The sequence below is a fragment of the Ornithinibacillus bavariensis genome (assembly GCF_018333235.1).
Lineage (GTDB): Bacteria > Bacillota > Bacilli > Bacillales > Amphibacillaceae > Ornithinibacillus > Ornithinibacillus bavariensis.
On record NZ_BORP01000001.1, the window covers coordinates 644,188 to 665,788 of the forward strand.

Sequence of the window (21,601 nt, forward strand, 5' to 3'; positions counted from 1 at the left end):
ATAAAGGAAGGAAATATAGAAAGAGAGGTATGAATACATGAAAGGTTGGATGGGAAAATTTAAAGTTTTGTCCCTGTTAGGCTTTGTAGCGCTATTTTTATCAGCCTGCGGTAAGGAAAACTTAACTGCATTAGATCCAAAAGGTTATGGAGCAGAAAAATCTTTAGATCTAATAATTCTACCTACAGTGATAATGTCATTTGTTTTTCTTGTTGTAATGGTTATCTTTACAATTGCGCTTGTCCGTTTCCGTAAAAGAAAAGGACGGGAAGACTTCATTCCTAAGCAGGTTGAGGGAAACAAAACGCTAGAAACTGTTTGGACTATTATCCCGATTCTGTTAATTATCATCATCGCAGTACCAACTGTTTGGTATACATTTGTTTTAGCAGATAAAGCGGATGCGAAGGATCACATCAACATTGGTGTAACTGGTAATCAATATTGGTGGCATTTTAATTATGATGGTATGGATATTCAAACAAGCCAGGATTTGTATATCCCTGTTGGAGAAAAAGTATACTTAAATATGTTATCTTCAGACGTTATTCACTCGTTCTGGGTTCCAACACTATCTGGTAAGTTAGATGTAAACCCTGAAAACGAAAATACATTCTACATTGAAGCGTATGAGGAAGGCGTATACTGGGGTAAATGTGCTGAGTTATGCGGACCTTCACATTCATTAATGGATTTCAAAATTGTAGCAGTTAGTAAAACAGAGTTTGAACAGTGGGTAGCTGATATGCAAAGTGTTGACCCAGAGGCAGTGCCTGATAATGAAATGGCTGCACAAGGTAGAGAATTATTCCAAGAGAATAATTGCATAGGCTGTCATGCGATTGGTTCTTCACCTGTTGCGGTAGGTCCGAACTTAACTGATTTCGGAAATCGTACGAAACTAGCTGGAGTCAAAGACATGACAAAGGAAAATATCGTTGCATGGCTTTTAAACCCAGAGAAAATTAAACCAGGTAACAAGATGACTGGTGCATATCCAAAACTTAGTGAAGAAGATGCTTCATTAATTGCGGAATACTTAATGCAGTTAAAGCCTTCTGAAATTACAACAGAAGATGCTGGTAAGTAAGTTTTTGATATAGGGTTTCAAGAGATTGAAAAGGGAGGTTTATCTTTGTGAGTACTGCAATTGCTCAGAAAAGAAGCTTCGCTGCCGTTTTGTGGGATTATTTAACCACTGTTGACCATAAAAAGATTGGTAAACTTTATCTTTATGGTGGAGGTTTCTTTTTCCTACTTGGTGGAATAGAGGCTATGATTATTCGTATTCAATTAATAAAACCAGAGAATGACTTTATTTCCGCTGGTTTATATAATGAAATGATTACAATGCATGGTACTACCATGATTTTCTTCGCGGCCATGCCGCTCTTACTAGGGTTAATGAACGCGGTCATGCCACTACAAATTGGGGCACGTGACGTGGCATTTCCTTTTGTTAACGCTTTAGGTTTTTGGTTATTCTTATTTGGTGGAATCATGCTAAATGTAAGTTGGTTAACTGGTGCTCCAGATGCAGGTTGGACAGGATATGCACCACTCTCCACGCTTTCGCCAGGACATGGCGTAGACTATTACGTTTTAGGTCTGCAAATATCTGGTGCCGGTACATTAATGGGGGGTATTAACTTCCTAGTCACTATTGTAAATATGCGTGCACCAGGTATGACATTTATGCGTATGCCGTTGTTCTCATGGACTACGTTTGTTGCAAGTGTATTAATATTATTTGCATTCCCAGCGTTAACTGTTGGACTATTCTTAATGATGTTTGACCGTATGTTTGGCTCGGCGTTTTTTGATGTTGCTCTTGGAGGTAACTCCATTATATGGCAACACTTATTCTGGATTTTTGGACACCCAGAAGTGTATATCTTAATTCTGCCAGCGTTTGGTATTTTTAGTGAAATTTTTGCTACATTCTCTAAGAAACGTTTATTCGGTTACACTGCAATGGTATTTGCTACCATTTTAATTGCATTTTTAGGATTCATGGTTTGGGCACACCATATGTTTACAGTAGGTATGGGACCTGTTGCTAACTCCATCTTTGCGGTTGCAACAATGGCGATTGCTGTACCGACTGGTATTAAAATCTTTAACTGGTTACTCACCCTATGGGGAGGTAATATTACCATTAACTCTGCAATGTTATGGTCATTAGCATTTATCCCTTCCTTTACGATTGGGGGAATGACTGGTGTCATGGTTGCAACATCTGTAGCAGATTACCAATATCATGACACATACTTTGTAATTGCTCACTTCCACTATGTAATTGTTGGTGGAACTGTATTTGGAATTTTGGCTGCACTACATTATTGGTGGCCGCTTATGTTCAATAGAATTCTAAATGAAAAACTAGGTAAGCTTGCTTTCTGGACATTCTTTATCGGATTCCATTTAACATTCTTTATCCAACATTTCTTAGGTCTAATGGGTATGCCACGTCGTTACTGGGTATTCTTAAAGAATCAAGAACTAGACCTTGGAAACTTAATTAGTAGTATCGGAGCATTCTTCATGGCATTTGGTGTAATTGTATTTGTAATTAATGCAATTTACAGTGGTATTAAAGGAAAACCAGCACCACATGATCCTTGGGATGCACGTACATTAGAATGGGCTGTAGCTACACCAGTGCCACATTACAACTTTAAGCAGCTTCCATTAGTTCGTGGTCTTGATCCTCTATGGATTGAAAAGACAGAAGGAAATGGTAAATTAACTCCAGCAGAACCAATCGGTGACATTCATATGCCAAATGGTTCTATCCTACCATTTATTATGTCTGTAGGCTTCTTTATTGCTGGACTTGGCTTTATTTATCATATGGACAATAATTTAGCGTATATCCTACTATTTGGTGGTATGGCGCTTGCATTAGTGTGTATGTTAATTAGATCATTGAAGGATGATCATGGTTACCATATTCACAAAGAAGAACTTGAAAGGGAGGCTGATTAATAATGGCAGATCACTCCTTAACTCCTGAAAATATGCCACAACACCCAGAAAAGGCAACGCTTGAAGGGAAAAATAAATTCCTAGGGTTATGGTTTTTCTTAGGTGGAGAAACAGTATTATTTGCCAGCCTTTTTGGTACGTACCTTGCGTTAAAAAATTCAACTGCAGGAGGTCCGTCATCACAAGAGCTCTTCGGACTTGAATTAGTTTTTCTTATGACAATGCTATTACTTACTAGTTCTTTAACAAGTGTTTATGCAATGTATCATATGAAAAATAATAATTTTAAGAAGATGATGCTTTGGCTAGGAATTACAGGTCTACTTGGTGTAGGATTCTTAGGCTGTGAAATTTATGAGTTCTACCATTACATTCATAGCTTTGAATTCACATTCCGATCTTCAGCATTTGGTTCTGCATTCTATACATTAGTTGGTTTCCATGGTGGGCACGTATTGTTTGGTCTTTGCTGGTTATCAGCATTAATGATTAGAAATGCAAAACGTGGCTTAAATCTGTACAATGCACCAAAGTTCAATACATTCAGTTTATATTGGCACTTTATTGACGTTGTTTGGGTATTCATCTTTACGGTTGTTTACCTAATGGGAAAGGTGGGATAAGTTATGGCAGAAAACACCAAATCCAATGAATTTCATAAACAACAAAGTAAAGAGGAAATGAAAAAGCAACTTATCACATTTGCCTTAATGATTATCTTTACAATCCTAGCTTTTCTGATTGTAGGAACAGAGATGATGAGCAAGATGGTTGCTATCCCATTATTACTAGTACTAGCTTTAATTCAAGTAGGATTTCAGTTTTATTATTTCATGCACTTGAAAGATAAAGGACATGGAATGGCTGCAGTCATGATATATGGTGGCGTATGGGCCGCATTCCTAACTGTGATGGCTCTTACTTTAGTAATATGGTGGTAAAATAAAGACCGGGGGAAACTCCGGTCTTTTTTAATGAGGTTATTATATAAACTTTTTGAGAGTTAAAAAGTTGTCACATAATCTTTGTGTTTCAGTCTATCAAATAGGTTATAATGAAAAGGTATATAATAGGATATCTATGGAGTGAATAGCATGTGGCTTAATTTACAAATTTTTGGTTTCCGTGCATTATGGAGCCCATATTTCTTTTTATTTGTTGTTGCTTTAGGTGTTGCTTACTATTTAATTACAGGTCCACTTCGACATAAATTTGGAGTTGTAGATAAACCGACCATAAAACAATACTGGTTCTTTTATATAGGTTTATTCTTACTTTATATTGTAAAGGGATCTCCAGTGGATTTGTTAACCCATATTATGCTTTCCGCACATATGGCGCAAATGGCAATATACATATTGGTATTTCCAATTTTAATGATAAAAGGAATTCCTAAATGGATATGGGAGAGGATTTTATTAAAACCAGTGGTAAAACCAATTCTAAAAGTATTGACCTTTCCTCTTATCGCAATTGTGCTTTTTAACGGAGCTTTTTCATTCTATCATTTACCGTCCATCTTTGATTTGACAAAATCGTCGGATGTTGCACATATTGCGATTCATTTAGTACTTTTAATTTTTGGTTTTTTAGTTTGGTTTCCAGTCATGTCACCAGTAGAAGAGTTTGGTCCAATTAAGCATCCACTAGTAAAAATATTTTATATTTTTGGTAATAGTGTTCTTATAACACCTGCTTGTGTTCTTATAATTTTCTCAGATGTCCCACTTTATGCTGCATATAGCTCTAGTGGCGCTTGGCTTCAAGCTTTAGCATTGTGTGTACCTGGTGATGTATTAAATGGTCTTGCGTCGACCATCCAGTTGTCGGGTCCCGAAATGTTTTCTGCTCTAAGCACATTAGAGGATCAACAGCTTGGTGGAATTATCATGAAAATAATGCAGGAAATTACCTATGGAATCATCTTAGCAAAAGTATTTTATGCTTGGTTCAGTCCTGAAACATTAAAGATTGATCCACTTCCACCAAAACCAATACATGAAGGAAGTTAGAGCGGAAAGGAGGGATAGAACCTCCTTTTCATCTCTTTTTTATAATTAGGGAGGGAAATACAATAGATGGAAATCTTACCTACATTAAGTACGTCTTTTATCTTATTAAGCGCTATTCTAGTAGCAATTGGTTGGAGACTTATTGTAACCAATAAACCAAAAGCTCATAAGAGAGTGATGATTGCTGCTGCAATTAGTGCACTATTGTTTTTTATTATTTATATGTCTCGTACAGTATTTGCGGGGAACACTAGCTTTGGTGGTCCGGAAAACATAAAAATTTATTATACGATATTTTTAATATTCCATATCTTTTTAGCGACTACCGGTGCGGTCTTCGGGATTGTTACATTATATTTGGCATTTAAACGGAAAATCTCGAAGCATCGAAAAATCGGCCCTATAACTGCTGTTATATGGTTTGGTAGTGCGATAACAGGTATCGCAGTTTATTTATTGCTTTATGTGTTTTTTCATGGTGGTCAAACCACGAGCTTAATTAAAGCAATATTGGGTACATAATTAAAAATGTGATAGCGAATTAGCTATCACATTTTTTTTATATTTTAATATTAATACGGATAATTTCTGCTTCTCGTGCAGAATTATAAATAATAATGATTAATGGTCCGATAATAAAACCTAAAATACCAAAGATTTTAAGACCTAAAAACATAGAAATTAAGGTTGCTAGTGGGGAAAGTCCCATATGCTTACCCATTACTTTAGGTTCTACTGTTCTTCTAATCGCTAATAATATGATTGCTAGAATAGATAATTCGATACCGGTTTGAACATCACCTGCTAAAAACATAATTAGTGCCCATGGTCCAAGTATGATGATGGAGCCGATAATTGGTATGATGTCGATAACCCATATAATTAAAGACATAATAAGCGCTACATCTGGAGCAATTATAAATAAGCCAATTAAAGAAACTGCAAAAATTAATAAGCTTACCAAAAATTGTGCCTTAAAGAATCCTACAATAACACTTTTAATCCGACTATTCATAAAGGCGACTTTTTTCGCTGTTTCCTCTGTGAATAATTGATATATCTTTTTTCTAAGTATAGGCAACTCTAGCATAAATAAAAACAGTGCAATTAGATAGACTAATATACTAACAATATACTGGGGTACTTCCGCAAAGATCTTTGCAACCTTATTAATCGTTAATTTTTCTTTAATAGTATCACTTAGCTGACTAATGTAATTATCAAAGCTATCGGTTACTGTTTGGACAAATTCAGTAGGCAGATTTTTACCATATTCACTAAACTTTTTTTCTAAATCTTCATAGATACTGTTTATTTTATTAATATGGGATGGAACATCTTCAACAAAATTAATTGTTTGTCCGACGGCCTTTGTAACTAAAAAGGAACCTGCTATACCTGCTATAATGATGAACGAAAGAAAAACAATAATTACAGCTGATTTTCTAGATAGCTTAACCTTATTCTGAATTAGCCTTACTAATGGATTCAAAGAAAGTGCTGTAAGTACTGCAATAATAAGTGGTATGGATAATGATAGAACATAAAATCCTACGATTAAGAGAGCTGCGACGATTAGGAAGATAAAAATTTTCCGAAACAAAAAATTGTACTCCTTTCGATTAAAGGGAATGGTTATATACTATCTATACAAAATATAGCATGAAACTATTCCAATGAATAGGACTAAATAATTATAAATTGGTATTGTTTACAAAAAAAGAACCCGTTATCCTCGAAATAAGAGTATACCAGGTTCTTATATGATTCATTTCGTTGTAACTTATTCACCTTTAAGTGATTGTAATTCTTCACTAAGACTTTGTAAAATCTTTCTTGCCCGTTCTACTAAATTTTCTGGGAAGTTCTCTTCTTCGCCATACTCGATACCGTGTGGGTAATAATGTTTACCTAGTAAAGGGGTAAGAAGTTTAATGACAGCATCCTTCCGGTCCACATCACCTTCTAGTGCATATCCTTGAACACGGATATAATATGTAACATTTGTTTCGTTAGAACCAATCTTATAATCATATGTAACACGCTCATAATCCCACTGACCAGCACGAATAAATGCGTGTTTTCCCATAATATGATCTAATGGTTTAAGGTCTACAACTGTATCTTCAATTCCTAAATTTTCTAATTTCATTTATTTCACCTCACATTTTTGCTCATTAATTTAATAATAGTATTATTTCCCATAACTTGCAATGGTAATGGTAAAAATTTGACGTACAGCCATTCCATTCCGCCATTAAATTGTAACGATTTTTTTCCAAAGCCTGTATAATTACCTATATAGCATGGTCATAACTTGTTATAGCAAATGATAATTATTTTAATAGATATGATGCATGTTCTTATATAGTAGAACATAGTGTTAAATATAAGATTTAATAGAGGGAGTTTATCGAAATGCGTTTTTTTAGGGGATTAGTATTATTTACTATTGTTGCACTAATAACGTTTTATATATTAGATAAGAAGGACATTGAACCTGATGAGGCGATAGAAAGAATAAGTCATATGATTACGCAGAAGAAAAATGAAATTGCGGATAAATCGGTACCAGAGAATATTATTGGCAATCAAAAATTTCAAGGTGAAATCTACCAGTGGATTGGTAAAAATACTAGCGAATTATTAGCGGCAATTGGTGAACCTATACGTAAGGATTTGAGCAGTTATGGTTATACTTGGTGGGTTTATACTAACCATAAAACACAATATATCCAATTCGGTATCTTAGATGATAGAATTGTAACAGTATTTGCGACCGGGAAAGATATCAAGATTGAACCCTTATCAATTGGAGCGACATATGAATCAGTGAATACAGAGCTTCAATTTGCAAATGAAGTGACCTATAATCAGGATATTTCGTCATATACCTTTCAATTAGACAAAGAGGATATGAGAATGCGGCCATTAGTAAAAGTTACAAATGATCTATTTTTACAGTTATATTTTGATACCTTTACTAACGAATTATCATCCATTCGATTGATGACAGGAGATATGTTGCTGAAGCAAAGGCCATATGGATTACGTTACCGCGGGGAATTACCGGAAAGTATAGTATTATCAGATGATGAATGGAAAAAAGTAGAATATGGTATGGAACAACAAATTTTTGATTTGACAAATATTATCCGATATCGTTTTCAAAAAGACAGCTTAGTTTGGGAAGATAAAGTAAGTGAAGTTGCCTTTTTGCATAGTAAAGATATGGCGGAAAATCATTATTTTTCCCATTATAGTCAAAACGGGGATGGGTTGAAGGAAAGGTTAGACAAAGAGGATGTGAACTATTTTGCTGCTGGAGAAAACATTGCAGCACAATATATCGATGCCCCTGCCGCTGTAGAAGGGTGGTTAAATAGTGAAGGTCATCGGGAAGCATTGCTGCATGATGATTATACACATTTAGGTGTAGGGGTATACCATTTATATTACACCCAAAACTTTTTGACGAAGCCTTTTTAACGGTTAATCTACAGGGAGGCTAAGTCCCAGGGAACGGGTTGACTGAGCGAAGAATAAGTATACTATATTTTCGGTGTGGTGTTTGTACTATACTTATCGGATTTAATCTTGACTAAATACTATTGTCTTCGTCTTTTGCTTTCCTGGGATTAGGCATTATGCACAGTCACATTCACATAAGCATAAATTATTAATAGTTAATATCATCGTATTTTGGTTGAGAATGCTTGATGAATGAGGTGAATGATGATGAGTGATAATCAGTTGCATCCGACTGTTCGCCAGTTTCGAGATTTTATTAACAGACATCCGAGCTTAAGAAAAGAAATTAGGCGTACAGGTAGGACTTGGCAAGAATATTATGAAAAATGGTCCTTACTTGGTGAAGATGATGAATTCTGGGATGTATATAAAAAAGATTCTAGTGAGGAAAAAACAACTAAGAAGGATGATAGCAAGGCAGATTTATTTAAACAACTTGTAAAGCTTACGGAAAATATTGATATTGAAAAAGTACAAAAACAGATTCATCAATTAAGTGGTACTATATCGACAGTTCAGGAATTAATTGATCAATATCAAGGATCTAAAGGTGGAGCACGCCCAATGAATAATCGCCAGCCATTTGGTTGGGGCAGGGATTAGTGATTACAATGCAGAAGGAAGTATATTATTATGTAAAAAGTAGCCAGGAGCTACTTCATTTCATTCGACATAATCCAGAATGGTATCGATATTTAACTAGGGATCCTTCGAGAATTAGTGAATGCGAATTAGAAGCGAAGCGATTTTACGGAAGAACCTTCTCCCAAAGGCTTGAAAAAGTAAATCAAAATGTTCAGATGGTCGGAGTGCTATTGCAATTTGCAGAAATGATGAAAGATTAATTGTTTTTCATTTTCGCCAAAATGATGATAAACTAATGGTGGAGGTGAATAACTATGATAGCTACCCTTGAATATGTCGAGATACTAGATAAATCCGAGATGCTGGGGAAAATGGTTCTTAAGTCAGAGGTTTATGAAGCGTATAGAGATGCAAAGCTAGCTTTATATAATGATGATGAGGCCAACCGGCTTATAAAGGATTTTAATAATGTTAAGGATCTATATGAAGACGTACAACGTTTTGGTAGATATCATCCCGATTATTCCGAGATAATGAAATTAGTCCGTACGAAAAAACGTGCGATGGACTTAAATGATAAAGTAGCAGCATATAAGATTGCTGAGCGAAGCTTTCAAGGTCTGCTAGATGAAATCAGTCAATATATTGCTCTTAGTGTAAGTGATCATATTAAAGTACCAAAAGATGGTGCAGCACTAACAGATAGTGGCTGTGGCTGTGGTAGTGGAGGGAGCTGCGGGTGCAAGGCATCCTAGGCATCTACTCCATTGTATTTTGTAAAGTATTCTGATAAACTAGTTGAAAATAACTTGTAATGGTGAGGATTTTTTTATGAGAACGAATCGTCAAGGATTAATTGTTTGGTTCCAGCATACAAAGAACATAAAACAATTGAAGCGTTTAGGACATATATTATATACATCTAAAAGAATGAAGTACGCCGTAATGTATGTGGAACAAGACGAAATTGAAGAAATTGAAAAGAAATTACTAAAATACCCGTTTATCTCAAAGGTAGATCGTTCCTATAAGCCTTTCGTTCGTACGGAATACGAAAATGCAAAGCCAGATAAAGCCAAGCAATATGATTATAAGATGGGAATTTAAACCCCTTGCATATGCAAGGGGTTTTTTTGTATATAATCATAATCAGTATAGAATTGGTATCGCTAAATTGTTTCTAATTTTGATACTAACAGAATATCGGTACTTGATAGCATTTCTTTTAAGTAAACTTATAAAGTAAGTTAAATAACCGAAAAGCCTAGAAATGGAGAATTAATACTATTTGTAAATAGAGATAAGAGCATTAGTCTAATTGACCGAGAGGTAGTAAAGTATAGTTAATAGACGTTGTTCAAATAGAAAATAAAAAAACCTGCAGAAATTATTCTGCAGGTCCCTTTGTTTTCTTGTAGAAAACAAAAAGGCAAAGGGAGAGGAGAAACCGGAGGAGAACTTATGGGGAAGTGTAAGTCTTCTCCGTGTTTTGAAACAACCAAGCTACGCATTAGCTGTTCCATTATGCTATTATGTACATTGGAAAAAATAATATACATCAGTTCCCTATTTTTTTCTATGAAATGTTTCTGTTTTCTAATCTATTTCCTTTATGGTAGGATGGAAACGTAATGATGGTAGTCGTGAGGTGTTAATAATGCGTGTGATAGCGGGAATACATAAAGGAAGACAATTAAAAGCTGTACCAGGTAAGGATACAAGACCAACAACAGATAAGGTTAAAGAAGCAGTATTTCAAATACTTGGTCCTTTTTTTCAAGGTGGTAGTTGCTTAGATTTATTTGCAGGAAGCGGTTCATTAGGAATCGAAGCATTAAGTCGCGGAATGGAGACATGTGTTTTTGTCGATAAACATCCTAAAGCCATTCAAACCGTAAGAGAAAATGTTAGTATGCTAAAGCTAAATGACCATGTAGAAATATTTCGGGCTGAAGCTTATCGAGCATTATCTGCTGCAGGCAAGCGTGGTTTATCCTTTGATTTAATATTTTTAGATCCGCCATATAACAAGGTGGATTACTTAGAATTAATAGAGTCAATTGAGAAAGAACAATTACTTCGATCTGGTGGAGTTATTTATTGTGAGCATGATGCAAATGATATTTTACCAGAAACTTTGCCAGGGTTTTCGATGAAGAAACATACCAATTATGGTGGCACTATTGCGATTACTATTTTTCAAAAGGAAAATTAATGTTCACAGAGGGGTGTAGTAATGACTAGATTGGCAATTTGCCCAGGGAGCTTTGACCCGATAACTTTCGGTCATTTAGATATTATCCAAAGAGGAGCAAAGATTTTTGACGAGGTGATTGTTGCGGTATTTAATAATCAAGCAAAATCCCCACTATTTTCTGTACAGGAAAGAATTGCTCTGATTAAAGAATCAACAAAGCATATCCCAAATGTATCAGTTGATTCGAATGACGGGTTATTAATTGATTATGCAGAAGAAAAAAATGCTCAAGTTATCTTACGTGGTTTACGAGCTGTTAGTGATTTCGAATATGAAATGCAGATTACGGCAATGAATCGCAAATTAGATTCTAAGATTGAGACGTTGTTTATGATGACGAATAATCAATATTCATTCCTAAGCTCGAGTATCGTTAAGGAAGTAGCTAAATACAAAGCAGATGTAACGGATTTAGTACCTGTAGTAGTTGCTGAAGCACTAAAGGAAAAATATCAATCGAAGTAAAAGCTAACCTAGCTTAGAGGGGAATCTCTTCTAGGTTAGCTTTTTATTAGGAATTATTCCGTATCCGCTTATATATTATGGTTACAGCAATGGCAAAGGAGCCTATAGTAATGATAGGGCCAATTTCTTCCAAAAAGAATAGGGTATTCATCCAACCATTGCTACCAACTGGATTAATTACGGGCATATTTTCTAAATCAAAAACTTGTCTATCTAAATACAGAGGCTTGTATAGAAAAATGGTGAGAAGACTAGCAATAAACCCGTGAAGGATTCTTGCGAAAAAATATGGATAGAAACGGATATCTGTTTTTGATATGATACTTGCAACTTGAGCTTGAATGGAAAATCCATTAAAGCCTAAAATGAAACTGATGGTGATTAAGCTTGATAATAGGGGATCAATGTTTTCTTTGGAAATCATGTTTGCCCCTAACGTAATTTCAAATAGACCTGATATAAATGGTAATGATAGCTCCAATGGAAGTGACAATAGTTGAAAGACATGTTGAAAAGCTAAAGATATCCATGGTGTTATTCCAATCAGAAAGAGCATTTTATTAATAACAGAGAATAATATAATAAAACCTCCAACCATAACAAGCGTTTTAATGGAATTAAGTACAGCGTCCCCCATAATTTCACCGAACGGTCTTTTATCCTTTAATCTTGTTTCGTGCATCGCAAGAAAGGCCTTTCTAAGTGAAATTTTATGATTTTCCTTTACGGTAGACTTATCCACAGTTCGTCCATAATAACGCATACAAATTCCAGTAAAAGTATTGCCAAGATAATGGCAAACACCTAATAAAAGACCAAGCTTAGCATCATGAAAAAAACCGACAGAAATTGCTCCAAAGATAAATAAAGGACTGGAGGAATTGGTAAAGGCAACCAGTCTTTCTGCTTCTAAACGTGTTAGTTGATTTTCCTCCCGTAGTCTAACTGAGATTTTTGCTCCAGTAGGATAACCACTAGCCATTCCCATTATCCAAGCAAAGCTACCGACACCAGGGACATTAAAGAGTGGTCTCATGATTGGTTCGAAAATAACACCTAAAAATCGAACAACACCAAAGCTTAGAAGTAATTCTGCGGTTATAAAAAATGGTAGAAGTGATGGAAAGACAACTTCCCACCACATATCCAAGCCACGGATACTTGCCTCTAATGCATCATTTGGATATTTAATTAATGTGAATGCAAAGAAAATTGTTATTCCTGCTAACATGAATGATTTAAGTATTTGCTTCAATACGCTGCCTCCTAAAAACTTGCTAAACTGTACTTATTTTTTTGATAGTAGTAAAATATGGGATATGTATTATCGTTGAAATAGGACAAGTTTTTAAATATCTATACCAATATACGCACATACATTGCCTAATTATGCCATAGACTTTTATGCTTAAAGAATATTTCTGAAACTGGTATGATAAAGGCCTGTTACAAGGTAAAGAAGGGGGTCTATCAAATGAAACTTTTTAAGGGACAGTTGCTATCCATTATAGTAGCTGTAATCATAGCTGTACTTCTATCTACTTACAAAATGCCATACTATATTCAAAAACCAGGTGGTGCAGATGCGTTAAGTCCAATCGTACATGTGGATAATGCCGAGGAGAGTAAAGGGGACTTTCATTTAGTAACAGTTCGAGGCGGGCAAGCAACACCACTACAATATGCGCTCGCAAAAATTTTGCCACATCATGAAATTGTTGATATAGAAGATATACGACCGGAAGGGATTTCCGAGGATGATTATCTCCACACACAGTTTCAAATGATGGAAAGCTCTCAAGAGGCTTCCACAGTAGTTGCGTATACTGCAGCAAATAAAGAAATAAAAATTGACTATAAAGGGGTATATGTAGTCAGTATTAAATCTGGTGCACCAGCAGATGGTGTTCTAGAAGTTGGTGATCACATCGTTGGAATTGATGATCAAGAGGTTAAAGAGTCCAATGATTTAATCTCCTATATCGAATCGAAAAAAACAGGTGACACTGTAACGCTTACAATTTTGCGGAAGGATAAGCAGCTAAAGAAAAGCCTTACCCTTGAAACAATAGATGAGAGTACGAAACAAATTGGAATTGGTATCACGCTAGTAACAGATCGGGATGTTCGAGTAAAACCTAACATTACGTTCTCCAGTGGAGGAATAGGTGGTCCAAGTGCAGGGTTAATGTTCTCCTTAGAAATATATGATCAGCTAACAGAGGGAGATTTAACGAAGGGACATCAGATAGCTGGTACTGGTACAATTGACTATGATGGCAATGTAGGAAGAATAGGTGGAATTGATAAAAAGGTTGTTGCAGCAGATAAAGAGGGTATAGAGATATTCTTCGCACCATATGAAGGTGGACGTGGAGGAGACTCCAACTACGAAGTGGCAAAGAAAACAGCCGAAGAAATCGGTAGTGATATGAAAATAGTTCCAGTTGATACCTTTGATGAAGCATTGAAGTATTTACAAGAAAAAGTTCAATAAGGAAAGTGACAAAGAAAAAAGCTCGATTAGTTTCTACTCATTTTTAAAAAAGATGAATCTAATCGGGCTTTCCCTCTTATGTATGAAGAACAGGTCCTATCAATTCCTGCTTCTGCAATTCACTGCGTTTTAGGGTAGGTATTATACTGTAATATGCATTCGATGCTCTTTCTTCAATTTCTAGCATAGGGTGAATATTCCGTGATAGCTTTGAATATAATGGGACATTTAGTTGTTTTTTTATCGTATTTATATACTCCCTCCCTTTCCGTGTGAATCCTAGTAAGCGAACATATGGTACAGAAGGAAGTGTTGTAAAATATTCAATTTCTGCTTTTTTGGTGTTTGTTAAGAGATGGACAAAAATCCGCTGTATTCGAGTCCATGTATATCGTTTTGTTTTCATTCGATCTACCCAGTCATAAAAGGTTCGTGCCTCTTTTGCGGTTTTCTTAATTCGGTGTTCCATTCCTTCAACTACCCCATGAATAGAAGCTAATTCAGCAGTAGGCATTGTTAGAACCCGATATTGTAAGAAAGGAAAATATTCTTCCCAGCTATGTAAAAGACCTGCCTTAATTTGATAAGCATCTAATTCTACTAAAGTAGATGAGGGCATAGTAAATTTAAGATCAGTTATAGAAGTTTGCGCTTCAAATATTTGTTTCCGAATACTAGTAGCGCTGGCGATAGGGCTAGTAATTTCTGTATCGTGGTAGTTGCTGTTTATACGTTTAATAGTTAAGGGTTCAATAGGTAAATTATTATCAAATATTGTGCGAACATAACTAAAACCCAAAATATTATTTGGCTTAGATAAATCCATCTCTTTACTAGTAAGGCCAATTAATTCATAGGCGGTTCTACTTGCCTCAGGGAATGAAAGTCCTTCTTTTAAGGATTGTTTTACTTGTAATTGGAACTGATTTTGATTCTCCGTAAATTCGTGATAAGCTTTCGTGAAAGCCTGGATATCACCGGATTCACTGCCAAAACAGATACGATTTATTCCTAGTTCATGTAGTGTTTGCACGGAACCCTTTGCAAATAACTCACTACTTTGTACAGCATAAACATAGGGAAGCTCAACGACGATATCAACCCCAGCTGATAAGGCAGCACGGGCACGATGAAATTTATCCATTATTGCCGGTTCTCCTCGTTGTAGGAAAGAACCGCTCATCACTGCAATAACGTAGTCTGCATTAGCTATTTCTCTGGCTTGATCAATATGATATGCATGCCCGTTATGAAATGGGTTATACTCTACAATTAAGCCACAAACATTCACATGAACACCTCCAATAATAGATAAATTATCTTTTAGCTGATACATACAAAAGCTTAGCCTTATTACTTTTGTTGAAGATTCAGACTAGCATTCATAATTATTACCTATAATGGTTGATTATAGAAAATATCCTTTGGGAATGCTACCGATAAGGAATAATTCTATTATTTTTTTCACTGTAAAGAAAAAATATTGACAAAAGAGCAATTTCCTTTTAAAATAACTCTTGTTGCCTTGAGGTGAAATCAATGAAATTTACAATTGCACAATTAAAGAAAAATGCTTTTAATAAGCCCTTTGAATTTTCAAGAGAAGTGGATGTTTCTGTGTTAGCAACCATGAATACGGATATTCGCGATATTACTCCTGTTCATGTACAAGGAAGCTGTACGATGCAAGGTGATCAATTCTTTTTTACATTTACTATTACTGGTAAAATGATATTACCTTGTGCGCGTACTCTTGTTGATGTTCCTTATCCGTTTACCATTAAGGCAGAGGAGATTTTTACGACCTCACCTTATATCAATGAGGAAGATGATAACGAAATCCACTCAATTCATGGAGAAGTGCTTGACTTAATGCCGTATATAAAGGAAAATATTCTATTGGAGGTTCCTTTTCGAGTATTTTCTGATGAGGTAGATTTTGAGAAAGATGCACCTCGAGCGGGAAATGGTTGGGAAGTACTTTCCGAAAAAACAGAAGAAGTGAAAATTGATCCACGTTTTCAAAAACTGGAGTCATTATTCAAAGATACCGAGAAAGAAAAATAAGAATCGTTTCATTGTTTTTGCTTTCGCAATTGAAGGAGGTGTAAGTCATGGCAGTACCTAAAACAAGAACTTCTAAAAAAGTTAAAAGACAACGTCGTACTCATAAAAAATTACACGTGCCTGGCATGGTAGAATGTTCAAATTGTGGTGAATTAACAAAGCCACACCATGTATGTAAATCATGTGGGCATTATGATGGAAAAGAAGTTGTTAGCAACTAATCTAGAATGAAGACAGATCACTAACCGAATGTTTGTGGTCTGTTTTTTTTATATACAAAAAAATTATCGAAGGGATGAGACGTAGTGGGGGTTATTACGTACCAGTATATGAGCGACAAGGATTACAGTGTAATTACGATTAATCGTGAAGAGAAGCGGAATGCTATCTCCTTAAGAATGGCAGAAGAGCTGATGACTGCTATCGAAAAAGCAAAAAAAGACTCTATCAAATTTCTTGTCATTACAGGAGCAGGGGATAGGATGTTTTGCTCAGGCGGTGATCTGAATGACTTACATGGAAATTTGTCAGTGGAAGAGGCGGAACGAAGACTATTGACAATGATGGGGGTGCTTCATGAGATTGCCGTTTTTCCAGTGCCAACTATTGCTTTATTAAATGGTGGAGCTGCTGGTGGAGGGTGTGAATTAGCGACAGCATGTGATATTCGTATCGCTAGACGGTCAACTAAGTTTGGGTTCATTCAGTCGAGTCTGGGAATTATGCCTGGCTGGGGAGGGGGAATCCTATTAGCAAAAAGAGTACATACTAGCTTTGCTTTTCGATGGATTATGGAAGGTACAGTATATCAAGCGGAAGAATTGGAAGCGAAAGGCTGGCTGCATAGATTGATTAATAATGAGGATTGGCAGGATAAGGATGAGGTTTTAGCTCCGTATATAGCGAAATCATTTCAGCAAATGAAAATTTTTAAGAGCCAATACCTAGAGGAGATAGGAGTAATAGGTTTAAAGGATAGGATGATGAATGAAGTTAAGAAGTGTGCGTCACTATGGGAAACAGAAGAGCATAGACATGCGGTAGAGGCATTTTTAAATCGAGATTAGTAATCCTGTAATTTGAAAATTATCATAATGTGTATTCTATCACTCCTAGTTTGTGCATACATTGATAGCAAATAGATAAGGAGTGATGTTATGAATGCAACGAGGCAGGATGCCTGGACGGAAGATGAAGATGTTATATTAGCTGAAACAGTGCTACGTTATATTCGGGAAGGGAAAACACAGCTTGAAGCCTTTAAGGAAGTTGCTAATCAATTGTCTAGAACTTCGGCTGCTTGTGGATTTCGATGGAATGCTACCATTCGTAAACATTATCAACAGGAAATAATGAGAGCCAAAGAAGAAAGAAAGCTTGGTGGAAGAAAATCTTTATGGAATTCTAATAATCTGAAGCCGAATGAAGAAAAAGATACAATCGAATCAGCTATCATTTTACTTGAAAAAATGAAATCAACCTTTGCAGATCACCAAGATTTAGCTAAACGCGAACAGGAAAAGCTGATTAAGAAATTAGAGGATGAAAATAATAAATTGAAATCTCAATTGGAACGATATGAAAATGCTTGGGAAGAGATGGGAAATCTATGGAAGTGGATTAAAGATAAGCATAATGGTTAATCCTTCCCTAAGCAATCATACTATATTTTACTGGAAAGATGAAAATTATGAAGCTAAAAAAGTGTCTACTCCAAAGGGATAGACACTTTTAAAGTTTTGTAATAAAAAAATGAAATAGCTTACATTTTTAATGAATATTTTTTTCGTGTATTCCTTCAGGAAGCCAAATTAATGGGTTTTGGCCAAAATCTCTTTCCATTTCGTATTTAGCCTTCTGAAAACCCATCTTCTCCCAAAATCCATGTGAATTAATACGAGGATTAGTCTTAATAGGAAGCTGATATGATTTTGCAAAGTTTACTAATTTTTCACCATAGCCCTTACCTTGATAATGAGGCAGTACCTCAAGCTTCCATAACTCTAAGTAATCATGCCTTGGTTCAAAATACTTATCGTACTTCTTCTCTACCTTATATAAGCTCATTCTGGCTATTAATGTTTCCCCATAATATATTCCATAGAAAGGAGATTCACTGTCATTTTCCACAAAGTTATTTTGTAGATCCTCTAACATCGATAATTCTTGGTTTCCATATTCCTTAAAGAGCTTAAATTCTTCTAATGTTTTATAGTTTATTAACAGCTTTTGTACACTAACTTCATTCATAGTAAAGCTCCCCCTTTGCAAAAGCTAAAATGGTTGATCTATTTAATTATAATATAAATGCCTGCATAATTAAACTTAACATGCAGACTACTTTATAAAATCTGGATTCTAAATAAAATGCAAAATATAAATATTTTGTTACAATTAAGAAATGGAATAACGTTCATGGTGAAGGGACATATCAGAAAATGTTTGATTTTGTATTATTTATAGTAGCGTTTATTATTACGATACCCATTGTTGCAACGGTTGGATTATATTTTATCTTGAAATTAGTATATGGTAATCCAATTAGAGCACTTCATAAGGCAGTAAACTGGACCACAATTCTACACATTATTGCTGGAAATGTACTATTAACCAATTTATTTAATGGCAATTACATAGGCTATATTATTGTTTTTTTACTTTTATTATTAACGATACTTATTACCTTTCAGTGGAAAAAACATACAGAGGTTGATATAAAAAAAGCATTGAAGCTATCATGGAGACTATGTTTTCTAATATTTTTTTGCTTCTATATCGTTCTTGTGTTGTATGGAATTATTGAAAGGATAATAGGTTAACCTTTTGTTCCAAAACAGATTACATGAAAAAACGGTCTTTATCCTGTACAATAATTTTAAATAGAACACCTAAAGGAGTACGTAATGCATGCAAATTGAACCGATACATATCGATAACCAAAATAAATTGATTCGCGATTATCGTGATGCTAAATTATCCATCATGGAGCATTTCGATTATGGTATGTTGGATTTTCAAAAGAGAGTAAATGAAATATCAAGTCGTACCTATAATCGTGAACAGTTAGCCCATGTGCTTAAACAATTAAATGAAATGTGGGGTGCGACTTCTGCCACATTTTCGAATATAGAAAGATTAAAAGAGGCTAGAAGTGTTGTAGTGGTAGGCGGTCAGCAAGCGGGATTATTAACTGGTCCGTTATATTCGGTAAACAAGGTAATATCTATTATTCAGTTGGCAAGACAACAAGAAAAGGAATTAGGTATTCCAGTAATTCCTGTTTTTTGGATAGCAGGTGAAGATCATGATTTTGAAGAAATTAATCATGTATACATGGGGCGTAAATCATTTAAAAAATATAAGCTTCCAATACGAAACGACGAAAAGTTGTCCATTTCGCAAATGGATATAGATCATAAGGTTGTACAGGACTGGCTCAAAACAATTCTTAATCAAATATCAGAAACTAAATTTACGAATGAATTAAATAACATGATAGTAGATTGCTTGGAGCACTCCAATAATTATGTAGATTTCTTTGCGCAGCTTATTTTTCGCCTATTTCCAGAGGAAGGCCTTGTCCTAATAGATTCCGGTAATAAACAAGTACGAGAGCTAGAGAGTGAATATTTTGCACAAATGATTATGAAGCAAGAAGAAATCAGTGCAGGTGTTGTAGAAAGTATTGAGAAATTAACGAATAAAGGGTATACCATTGATCTCGATGTATCACTTGAAAGTGGTAATCTATTTTATCATTTGAATGGAGAAAGAATACTGTTAAACAAAGATGCAGAAGGTAATTGGATTGGAAAGCAGAATGAAATTATTCTTAGTGTGGAAGAAATTCTTCATGTGGCAAAACAACATCCAGAGCAATTAAGCAATAATGTTATTACACGTCCATTAATGCAAGACTTATTGTTTCCTACTTTAGCGTTTATAGGTGGGCCAGGAGAAATTAGCTATTGGTCTGTGTTAAAACCTGCTTTTCACGGGTTAGGTATTAAAATGCCACCTGTAGTTCCTCGACTATCGTTTACCTATTTAGAACCAAAGGCTAAAAAGATTATGCAAAAATATAACATACCAATTGAAGTAGCTGTTAATCACGGGGTAGTGGCTATTCGCGATAAATGGTTTCAAGCTAAAATGGAACCTCCAGTAGGCGAAACTGCAAGTCAAATCAAACGTAGTATCACCGAAATCCATCGGCCATTGCTGCAGATAGCTGAAAAAACTCGTTCAGATGTTGGTGAATTAGCACATAAAAATTTGGCTTATTTAATTCGGGATATCGAATTTTTAGAAAAGCGAATTGAAAATGCCTTAAAGGAAAAATATCATAAAGAGCTAGAAGATTTCTCATTGTTAGAAAATCTATTACATCCTGATGGTTTACAGGAAAGAGTTTGGAATCCGTTACCTTTTCTAAACGAATATGGATTAGACTTCTTTAGAGAAATCTGCTGTAAAGAGTGTTCGGTGGAAGAAGAGCATTTTATTATCTATCTATAGTCCCCACCACCTCCCACCACTTATTTGAATAACTGTCTTATTCATTGCAGTATCAGTGAAAACCCTTATTTAATCAGGTGTTTTCAAGTGCTGCTCATGGTTATAAGGCGGTTATTTTTTTGTTTTTAACCACTTTTTATCAATAATAATCCGTTATATTAAAAAAATGGTGGTGAAAAGTGGGGGGATGTGGTAATATTGATTTATGAAAGTGGGGGCATTGTAAATGTTCATGGGTGAATTTCAGCATAACTTTGATACAAAGGGAAGAATTATCGTACCTTCTAAGTTCCGAGAAGAGCTTGGAGAGCGTTTTGTTGTCACCCGTGGTCTTGATAAATGCTTGTTTGCTTACCCCATGAGCGAATGGACTATATTGGAAGAAAAGTTAAAAAAACTCCCACTCACAAAAAAAGATGCTAGAGCCTTTACGCGATTTTTCTTCTCTGGAGCTGTAGAATGCGAAGTTGATAAGCAGGGAAGAATAAACATACCACAGCCTCTACGTAATTATGCAGGTTTAGACAAAGAGTGTGTGGTAATCGGTGTATCCAATCGAATTGAATTCTGGGCTAGCGAAAATTGGGATGATTACTTTACTGATTCCGAGGAGTCATTTGCAGAAATTGCCGAGAATTTAATGGATTTTGATATATAACCGAAAACGAAATCGCTGAAGTA

Annotated in this window: 26 protein-coding genes; 21 read left to right on the forward strand and 5 right to left on the reverse strand. The window is 35.3% G+C overall.

Annotated elements, in window-relative coordinates; translation table 11 throughout:
• The first annotated feature begins 37 nt into the window (after positions 1-37).
• From coxB to KI338_RS03285, 6 genes are all read left to right on the forward strand, one after another.
• A complete protein-coding gene (coxB, locus tag KI338_RS03260; protein WP_212919526.1) occupies positions 38-1,090 on the forward strand; it encodes a cytochrome c oxidase subunit II in 1,053 nt (350 codons plus the stop codon).
• Between the two features lie 47 nt (positions 1,091-1,137).
• Positions 1,138-2,988 (forward strand): cytochrome c oxidase subunit I, encoded by a 1,851-nt coding sequence (gene ctaD, locus KI338_RS03265; protein WP_212919527.1) that lies wholly within the window; start codon positions 1,138-1,140, stop codon positions 2,986-2,988.
• Positions 2,989-2,990: 2 nt separating this feature from the next.
• Positions 2,991-3,611 (forward strand): cytochrome (ubi)quinol oxidase subunit III, encoded by a 621-nt coding sequence (locus KI338_RS03270; RefSeq protein WP_212919528.1) that lies wholly within the window; start codon positions 2,991-2,993, stop codon positions 3,609-3,611.
• Positions 3,612-3,614: 3 nt separating this feature from the next.
• Entirely contained in the window at positions 3,615-3,929 is a 315-nt protein-coding gene (gene ctaF / locus KI338_RS03275) for a cytochrome c oxidase subunit IVB (protein WP_212919529.1), read from the forward strand.
• Positions 3,930-4,082: 153 nt separating this feature from the next.
• Positions 4,083-5,000, forward strand: a complete 918-nt coding sequence (gene ctaG, locus KI338_RS03280) for a cytochrome c oxidase assembly factor CtaG (RefSeq protein ID WP_212919530.1) — start codon at positions 4,083-4,085, stop codon at positions 4,998-5,000.
• 66 nt (positions 5,001-5,066) lie between these two features.
• Positions 5,067-5,522, forward strand: a complete 456-nt coding sequence (locus tag KI338_RS03285; RefSeq protein WP_212919531.1) for a DUF420 domain-containing protein — start codon at positions 5,067-5,069, stop codon at positions 5,520-5,522.
• A gap of 37 nt (positions 5,523-5,559) precedes the next feature.
• Here the strand turns inward: KI338_RS03285 and ytvI are convergent, their stop codons facing one another.
• Both ytvI and KI338_RS03295 read right to left on the reverse strand, forming a co-directional pair.
• Positions 5,560-6,603, reverse strand: a complete 1,044-nt coding sequence (gene ytvI, locus KI338_RS03290; protein ID WP_212919532.1) for a sporulation integral membrane protein YtvI — start codon at positions 6,601-6,603, stop codon at positions 5,560-5,562.
• 180 nt (positions 6,604-6,783) lie between these two features.
• Complete coding sequence (locus KI338_RS03295) at positions 6,784-7,152, reverse strand: YugN family protein (RefSeq protein ID WP_212919533.1); 369 nt, start codon at positions 7,150-7,152, stop codon at positions 6,784-6,786.
• Positions 7,153-7,418: 266 nt separating this feature from the next.
• Here KI338_RS03295 and KI338_RS03300 point away from each other — a divergent pair, with 266 nt between their 5' ends.
• The 7 genes from KI338_RS03300 (at position 7,419) to coaD (ending at position 11,838) form a co-directional block, all read left to right on the forward strand.
• Positions 7,419-8,489, forward strand: coding sequence for a CAP domain-containing protein (locus KI338_RS03300; RefSeq protein ID WP_212919534.1), 1,071 nt, complete (start codon positions 7,419-7,421; stop codon positions 8,487-8,489).
• Positions 8,490-8,738: 249 nt separating this feature from the next.
• Entirely contained in the window at positions 8,739-9,134 is a 396-nt protein-coding gene (locus KI338_RS03305) for a YlbD family protein (protein WP_212919535.1), read from the forward strand.
• Positions 9,135-9,142: 8 nt separating this feature from the next.
• Positions 9,143-9,376, forward strand: a complete 234-nt coding sequence (locus tag KI338_RS03310; protein ID WP_212920035.1) for a YlbE-like family protein — start codon at positions 9,143-9,145, stop codon at positions 9,374-9,376.
• A 54-nt stretch (positions 9,377-9,430) separates the two neighbouring features.
• On the forward strand, positions 9,431-9,871 hold the full coding sequence (locus KI338_RS03315) for a YlbF/YmcA family competence regulator (protein ID WP_212919536.1): 441 nt from the start codon (positions 9,431-9,433) through the stop codon (positions 9,869-9,871).
• A 76-nt stretch (positions 9,872-9,947) separates the two neighbouring features.
• Complete coding sequence (locus KI338_RS03320; protein WP_212919537.1) at positions 9,948-10,223, forward strand: YlbG family protein; 276 nt, start codon at positions 9,948-9,950, stop codon at positions 10,221-10,223.
• A 550-nt stretch (positions 10,224-10,773) separates the two neighbouring features.
• Positions 10,774-11,331 (forward strand): 16S rRNA (guanine(966)-N(2))-methyltransferase RsmD, encoded by a 558-nt coding sequence (rsmD, locus tag KI338_RS03325; RefSeq protein WP_212919538.1) that lies wholly within the window; start codon positions 10,774-10,776, stop codon positions 11,329-11,331.
• 21 nt (positions 11,332-11,352) lie between these two features.
• Positions 11,353-11,838 carry a pantetheine-phosphate adenylyltransferase gene (gene coaD, locus KI338_RS03330; protein WP_212919539.1) on the forward strand — a complete coding sequence of 162 codons (486 nt, stop codon included), beginning with the start codon at positions 11,353-11,355 and terminating at the stop codon, positions 11,836-11,838.
• A 46-nt stretch (positions 11,839-11,884) separates the two neighbouring features.
• Here coaD and spoVV read toward each other — a convergent pair whose 3' ends face one another.
• On the reverse strand, positions 11,885-13,093 hold the full coding sequence (spoVV, locus tag KI338_RS03335) for a dipicolinic acid transporter SpoVV (RefSeq protein ID WP_212919540.1): 1,209 nt from the start codon (positions 13,091-13,093) through the stop codon (positions 11,885-11,887).
• A 219-nt stretch (positions 13,094-13,312) separates the two neighbouring features.
• Here spoVV and KI338_RS03340 point away from each other — a divergent pair, with 219 nt between their 5' ends.
• Entirely contained in the window at positions 13,313-14,335 is a 1,023-nt protein-coding gene (locus KI338_RS03340) for a SepM family pheromone-processing serine protease (RefSeq protein ID WP_212919541.1), read from the forward strand.
• A gap of 76 nt (positions 14,336-14,411) precedes the next feature.
• On the opposite strand, the gene KI338_RS03345 is transcribed toward KI338_RS03340, so the two are convergent.
• Positions 14,412-15,626: a nucleotidyltransferase gene (locus tag KI338_RS03345; protein ID WP_212919542.1), complete on the reverse strand. Its 1,215-nt coding sequence runs from the start codon at positions 15,624-15,626 to the stop codon at positions 14,412-14,414.
• Between the two features lie 248 nt (positions 15,627-15,874).
• Between KI338_RS03345 and KI338_RS03350 the strand changes: the two genes are divergently transcribed.
• From KI338_RS03350 to KI338_RS03365, 4 genes are all read left to right on the forward strand, one after another.
• On the forward strand, positions 15,875-16,402 hold the full coding sequence (locus KI338_RS03350) for a YceD family protein (RefSeq protein WP_212919543.1): 528 nt from the start codon (positions 15,875-15,877) through the stop codon (positions 16,400-16,402).
• Positions 16,403-16,449: 47 nt separating this feature from the next.
• Complete coding sequence (gene rpmF / locus KI338_RS03355; protein ID WP_212919544.1) at positions 16,450-16,623, forward strand: 50S ribosomal protein L32; 174 nt, start codon at positions 16,450-16,452, stop codon at positions 16,621-16,623.
• Between the two features lie 84 nt (positions 16,624-16,707).
• Positions 16,708-17,469, forward strand: a complete 762-nt coding sequence (locus KI338_RS03360; protein ID WP_244853320.1) for an enoyl-CoA hydratase/isomerase family protein — start codon at positions 16,708-16,710, stop codon at positions 17,467-17,469.
• Between the two features lie 90 nt (positions 17,470-17,559).
• Entirely contained in the window at positions 17,560-18,045 is a 486-nt protein-coding gene (locus KI338_RS03365; RefSeq protein ID WP_212919545.1) for an RsfA family transcriptional regulator, read from the forward strand.
• A 127-nt stretch (positions 18,046-18,172) separates the two neighbouring features.
• Here the strand turns inward: KI338_RS03365 and KI338_RS03370 are convergent, their stop codons facing one another.
• The gene (locus KI338_RS03370; RefSeq protein WP_212919546.1) at positions 18,173-18,652 is read right to left on the reverse strand and encodes an N-acetyltransferase; all 480 of its coding nucleotides are present in this window, start codon (positions 18,650-18,652) and stop codon (positions 18,173-18,175) included.
• A 188-nt stretch (positions 18,653-18,840) separates the two neighbouring features.
• On the opposite strand from KI338_RS03370, the gene KI338_RS03375 reads away from it, so the two are divergent.
• The 3 genes from KI338_RS03375 (at position 18,841) to mraZ (ending at position 21,578) form a co-directional block, all read left to right on the forward strand.
• Positions 18,841-19,221 carry a DUF3397 domain-containing protein gene (locus KI338_RS03375; protein WP_212919547.1) on the forward strand — a complete coding sequence of 127 codons (381 nt, stop codon included), beginning with the start codon at positions 18,841-18,843 and terminating at the stop codon, positions 19,219-19,221.
• A gap of 88 nt (positions 19,222-19,309) precedes the next feature.
• Complete coding sequence (bshC, locus tag KI338_RS03380) at positions 19,310-20,920, forward strand: bacillithiol biosynthesis cysteine-adding enzyme BshC (protein ID WP_212919548.1); 1,611 nt, start codon at positions 19,310-19,312, stop codon at positions 20,918-20,920.
• 226 nt (positions 20,921-21,146) lie between these two features.
• On the forward strand, positions 21,147-21,578 hold the full coding sequence (gene mraZ, locus KI338_RS03385) for a division/cell wall cluster transcriptional repressor MraZ (protein WP_212919549.1): 432 nt from the start codon (positions 21,147-21,149) through the stop codon (positions 21,576-21,578).
• Positions 21,579-21,601 lie beyond the last annotated feature (23 nt).

Coding starts and splice junctions, on each gene's coding strand:
- coxB (WP_212919526.1), top strand. CDS start 38: ATGAAAGGTTGGATGGGAAAATTTAAAGTTTTGTCCCTGTTAGGCTTT.
- KI338_RS03270 (WP_212919528.1), top strand. CDS start 2,991: ATGGCAGATCACTCCTTAACTCCTGAAAATATGCCACAACACCCAGAA.
- ctaF (WP_212919529.1), top strand. CDS start 3,615: ATGGCAGAAAACACCAAATCCAATGAATTTCATAAACAACAAAGTAAA.
- ctaG (WP_212919530.1), top strand. CDS start 4,083: ATGTGGCTTAATTTACAAATTTTTGGTTTCCGTGCATTATGGAGCCCA.
- KI338_RS03285 (WP_212919531.1), top strand. CDS start 5,067: ATGGAAATCTTACCTACATTAAGTACGTCTTTTATCTTATTAAGCGCT.
- KI338_RS03295 (WP_212919533.1), bottom strand. CDS start 7,152: ATGAAATTAGAAAATTTAGGAATTGAAGATACAGTTGTAGACCTTAAA.
- KI338_RS03300 (WP_212919534.1), top strand. CDS start 7,419: ATGCGTTTTTTTAGGGGATTAGTATTATTTACTATTGTTGCACTAATA.
- KI338_RS03305 (WP_212919535.1), top strand. CDS start 8,739: ATGAGTGATAATCAGTTGCATCCGACTGTTCGCCAGTTTCGAGATTTT.
- KI338_RS03310 (WP_212920035.1), top strand. CDS start 9,143: ATGCAGAAGGAAGTATATTATTATGTAAAAAGTAGCCAGGAGCTACTT.
- KI338_RS03315 (WP_212919536.1), top strand. CDS start 9,431: ATGATAGCTACCCTTGAATATGTCGAGATACTAGATAAATCCGAGATG.
- KI338_RS03320 (WP_212919537.1), top strand. CDS start 9,948: ATGAGAACGAATCGTCAAGGATTAATTGTTTGGTTCCAGCATACAAAG.
- rsmD (WP_212919538.1), top strand. CDS start 10,774: ATGCGTGTGATAGCGGGAATACATAAAGGAAGACAATTAAAAGCTGTA.
- coaD (WP_212919539.1), top strand. CDS start 11,353: ATGACTAGATTGGCAATTTGCCCAGGGAGCTTTGACCCGATAACTTTC.
- KI338_RS03340 (WP_212919541.1), top strand. CDS start 13,313: ATGAAACTTTTTAAGGGACAGTTGCTATCCATTATAGTAGCTGTAATC.
- KI338_RS03350 (WP_212919543.1), top strand. CDS start 15,875: ATGAAATTTACAATTGCACAATTAAAGAAAAATGCTTTTAATAAGCCC.
- rpmF (WP_212919544.1), top strand. CDS start 16,450: ATGGCAGTACCTAAAACAAGAACTTCTAAAAAAGTTAAAAGACAACGT.
- KI338_RS03365 (WP_212919545.1), top strand. CDS start 17,560: ATGAATGCAACGAGGCAGGATGCCTGGACGGAAGATGAAGATGTTATA.
- KI338_RS03370 (WP_212919546.1), bottom strand. CDS start 18,652: ATGAATGAAGTTAGTGTACAAAAGCTGTTAATAAACTATAAAACATTA.
- KI338_RS03375 (WP_212919547.1), top strand. CDS start 18,841: ATGTTTGATTTTGTATTATTTATAGTAGCGTTTATTATTACGATACCC.
- bshC (WP_212919548.1), top strand. CDS start 19,310: ATGCAAATTGAACCGATACATATCGATAACCAAAATAAATTGATTCGC.
- mraZ (WP_212919549.1), top strand. CDS start 21,147: ATGTTCATGGGTGAATTTCAGCATAACTTTGATACAAAGGGAAGAATT.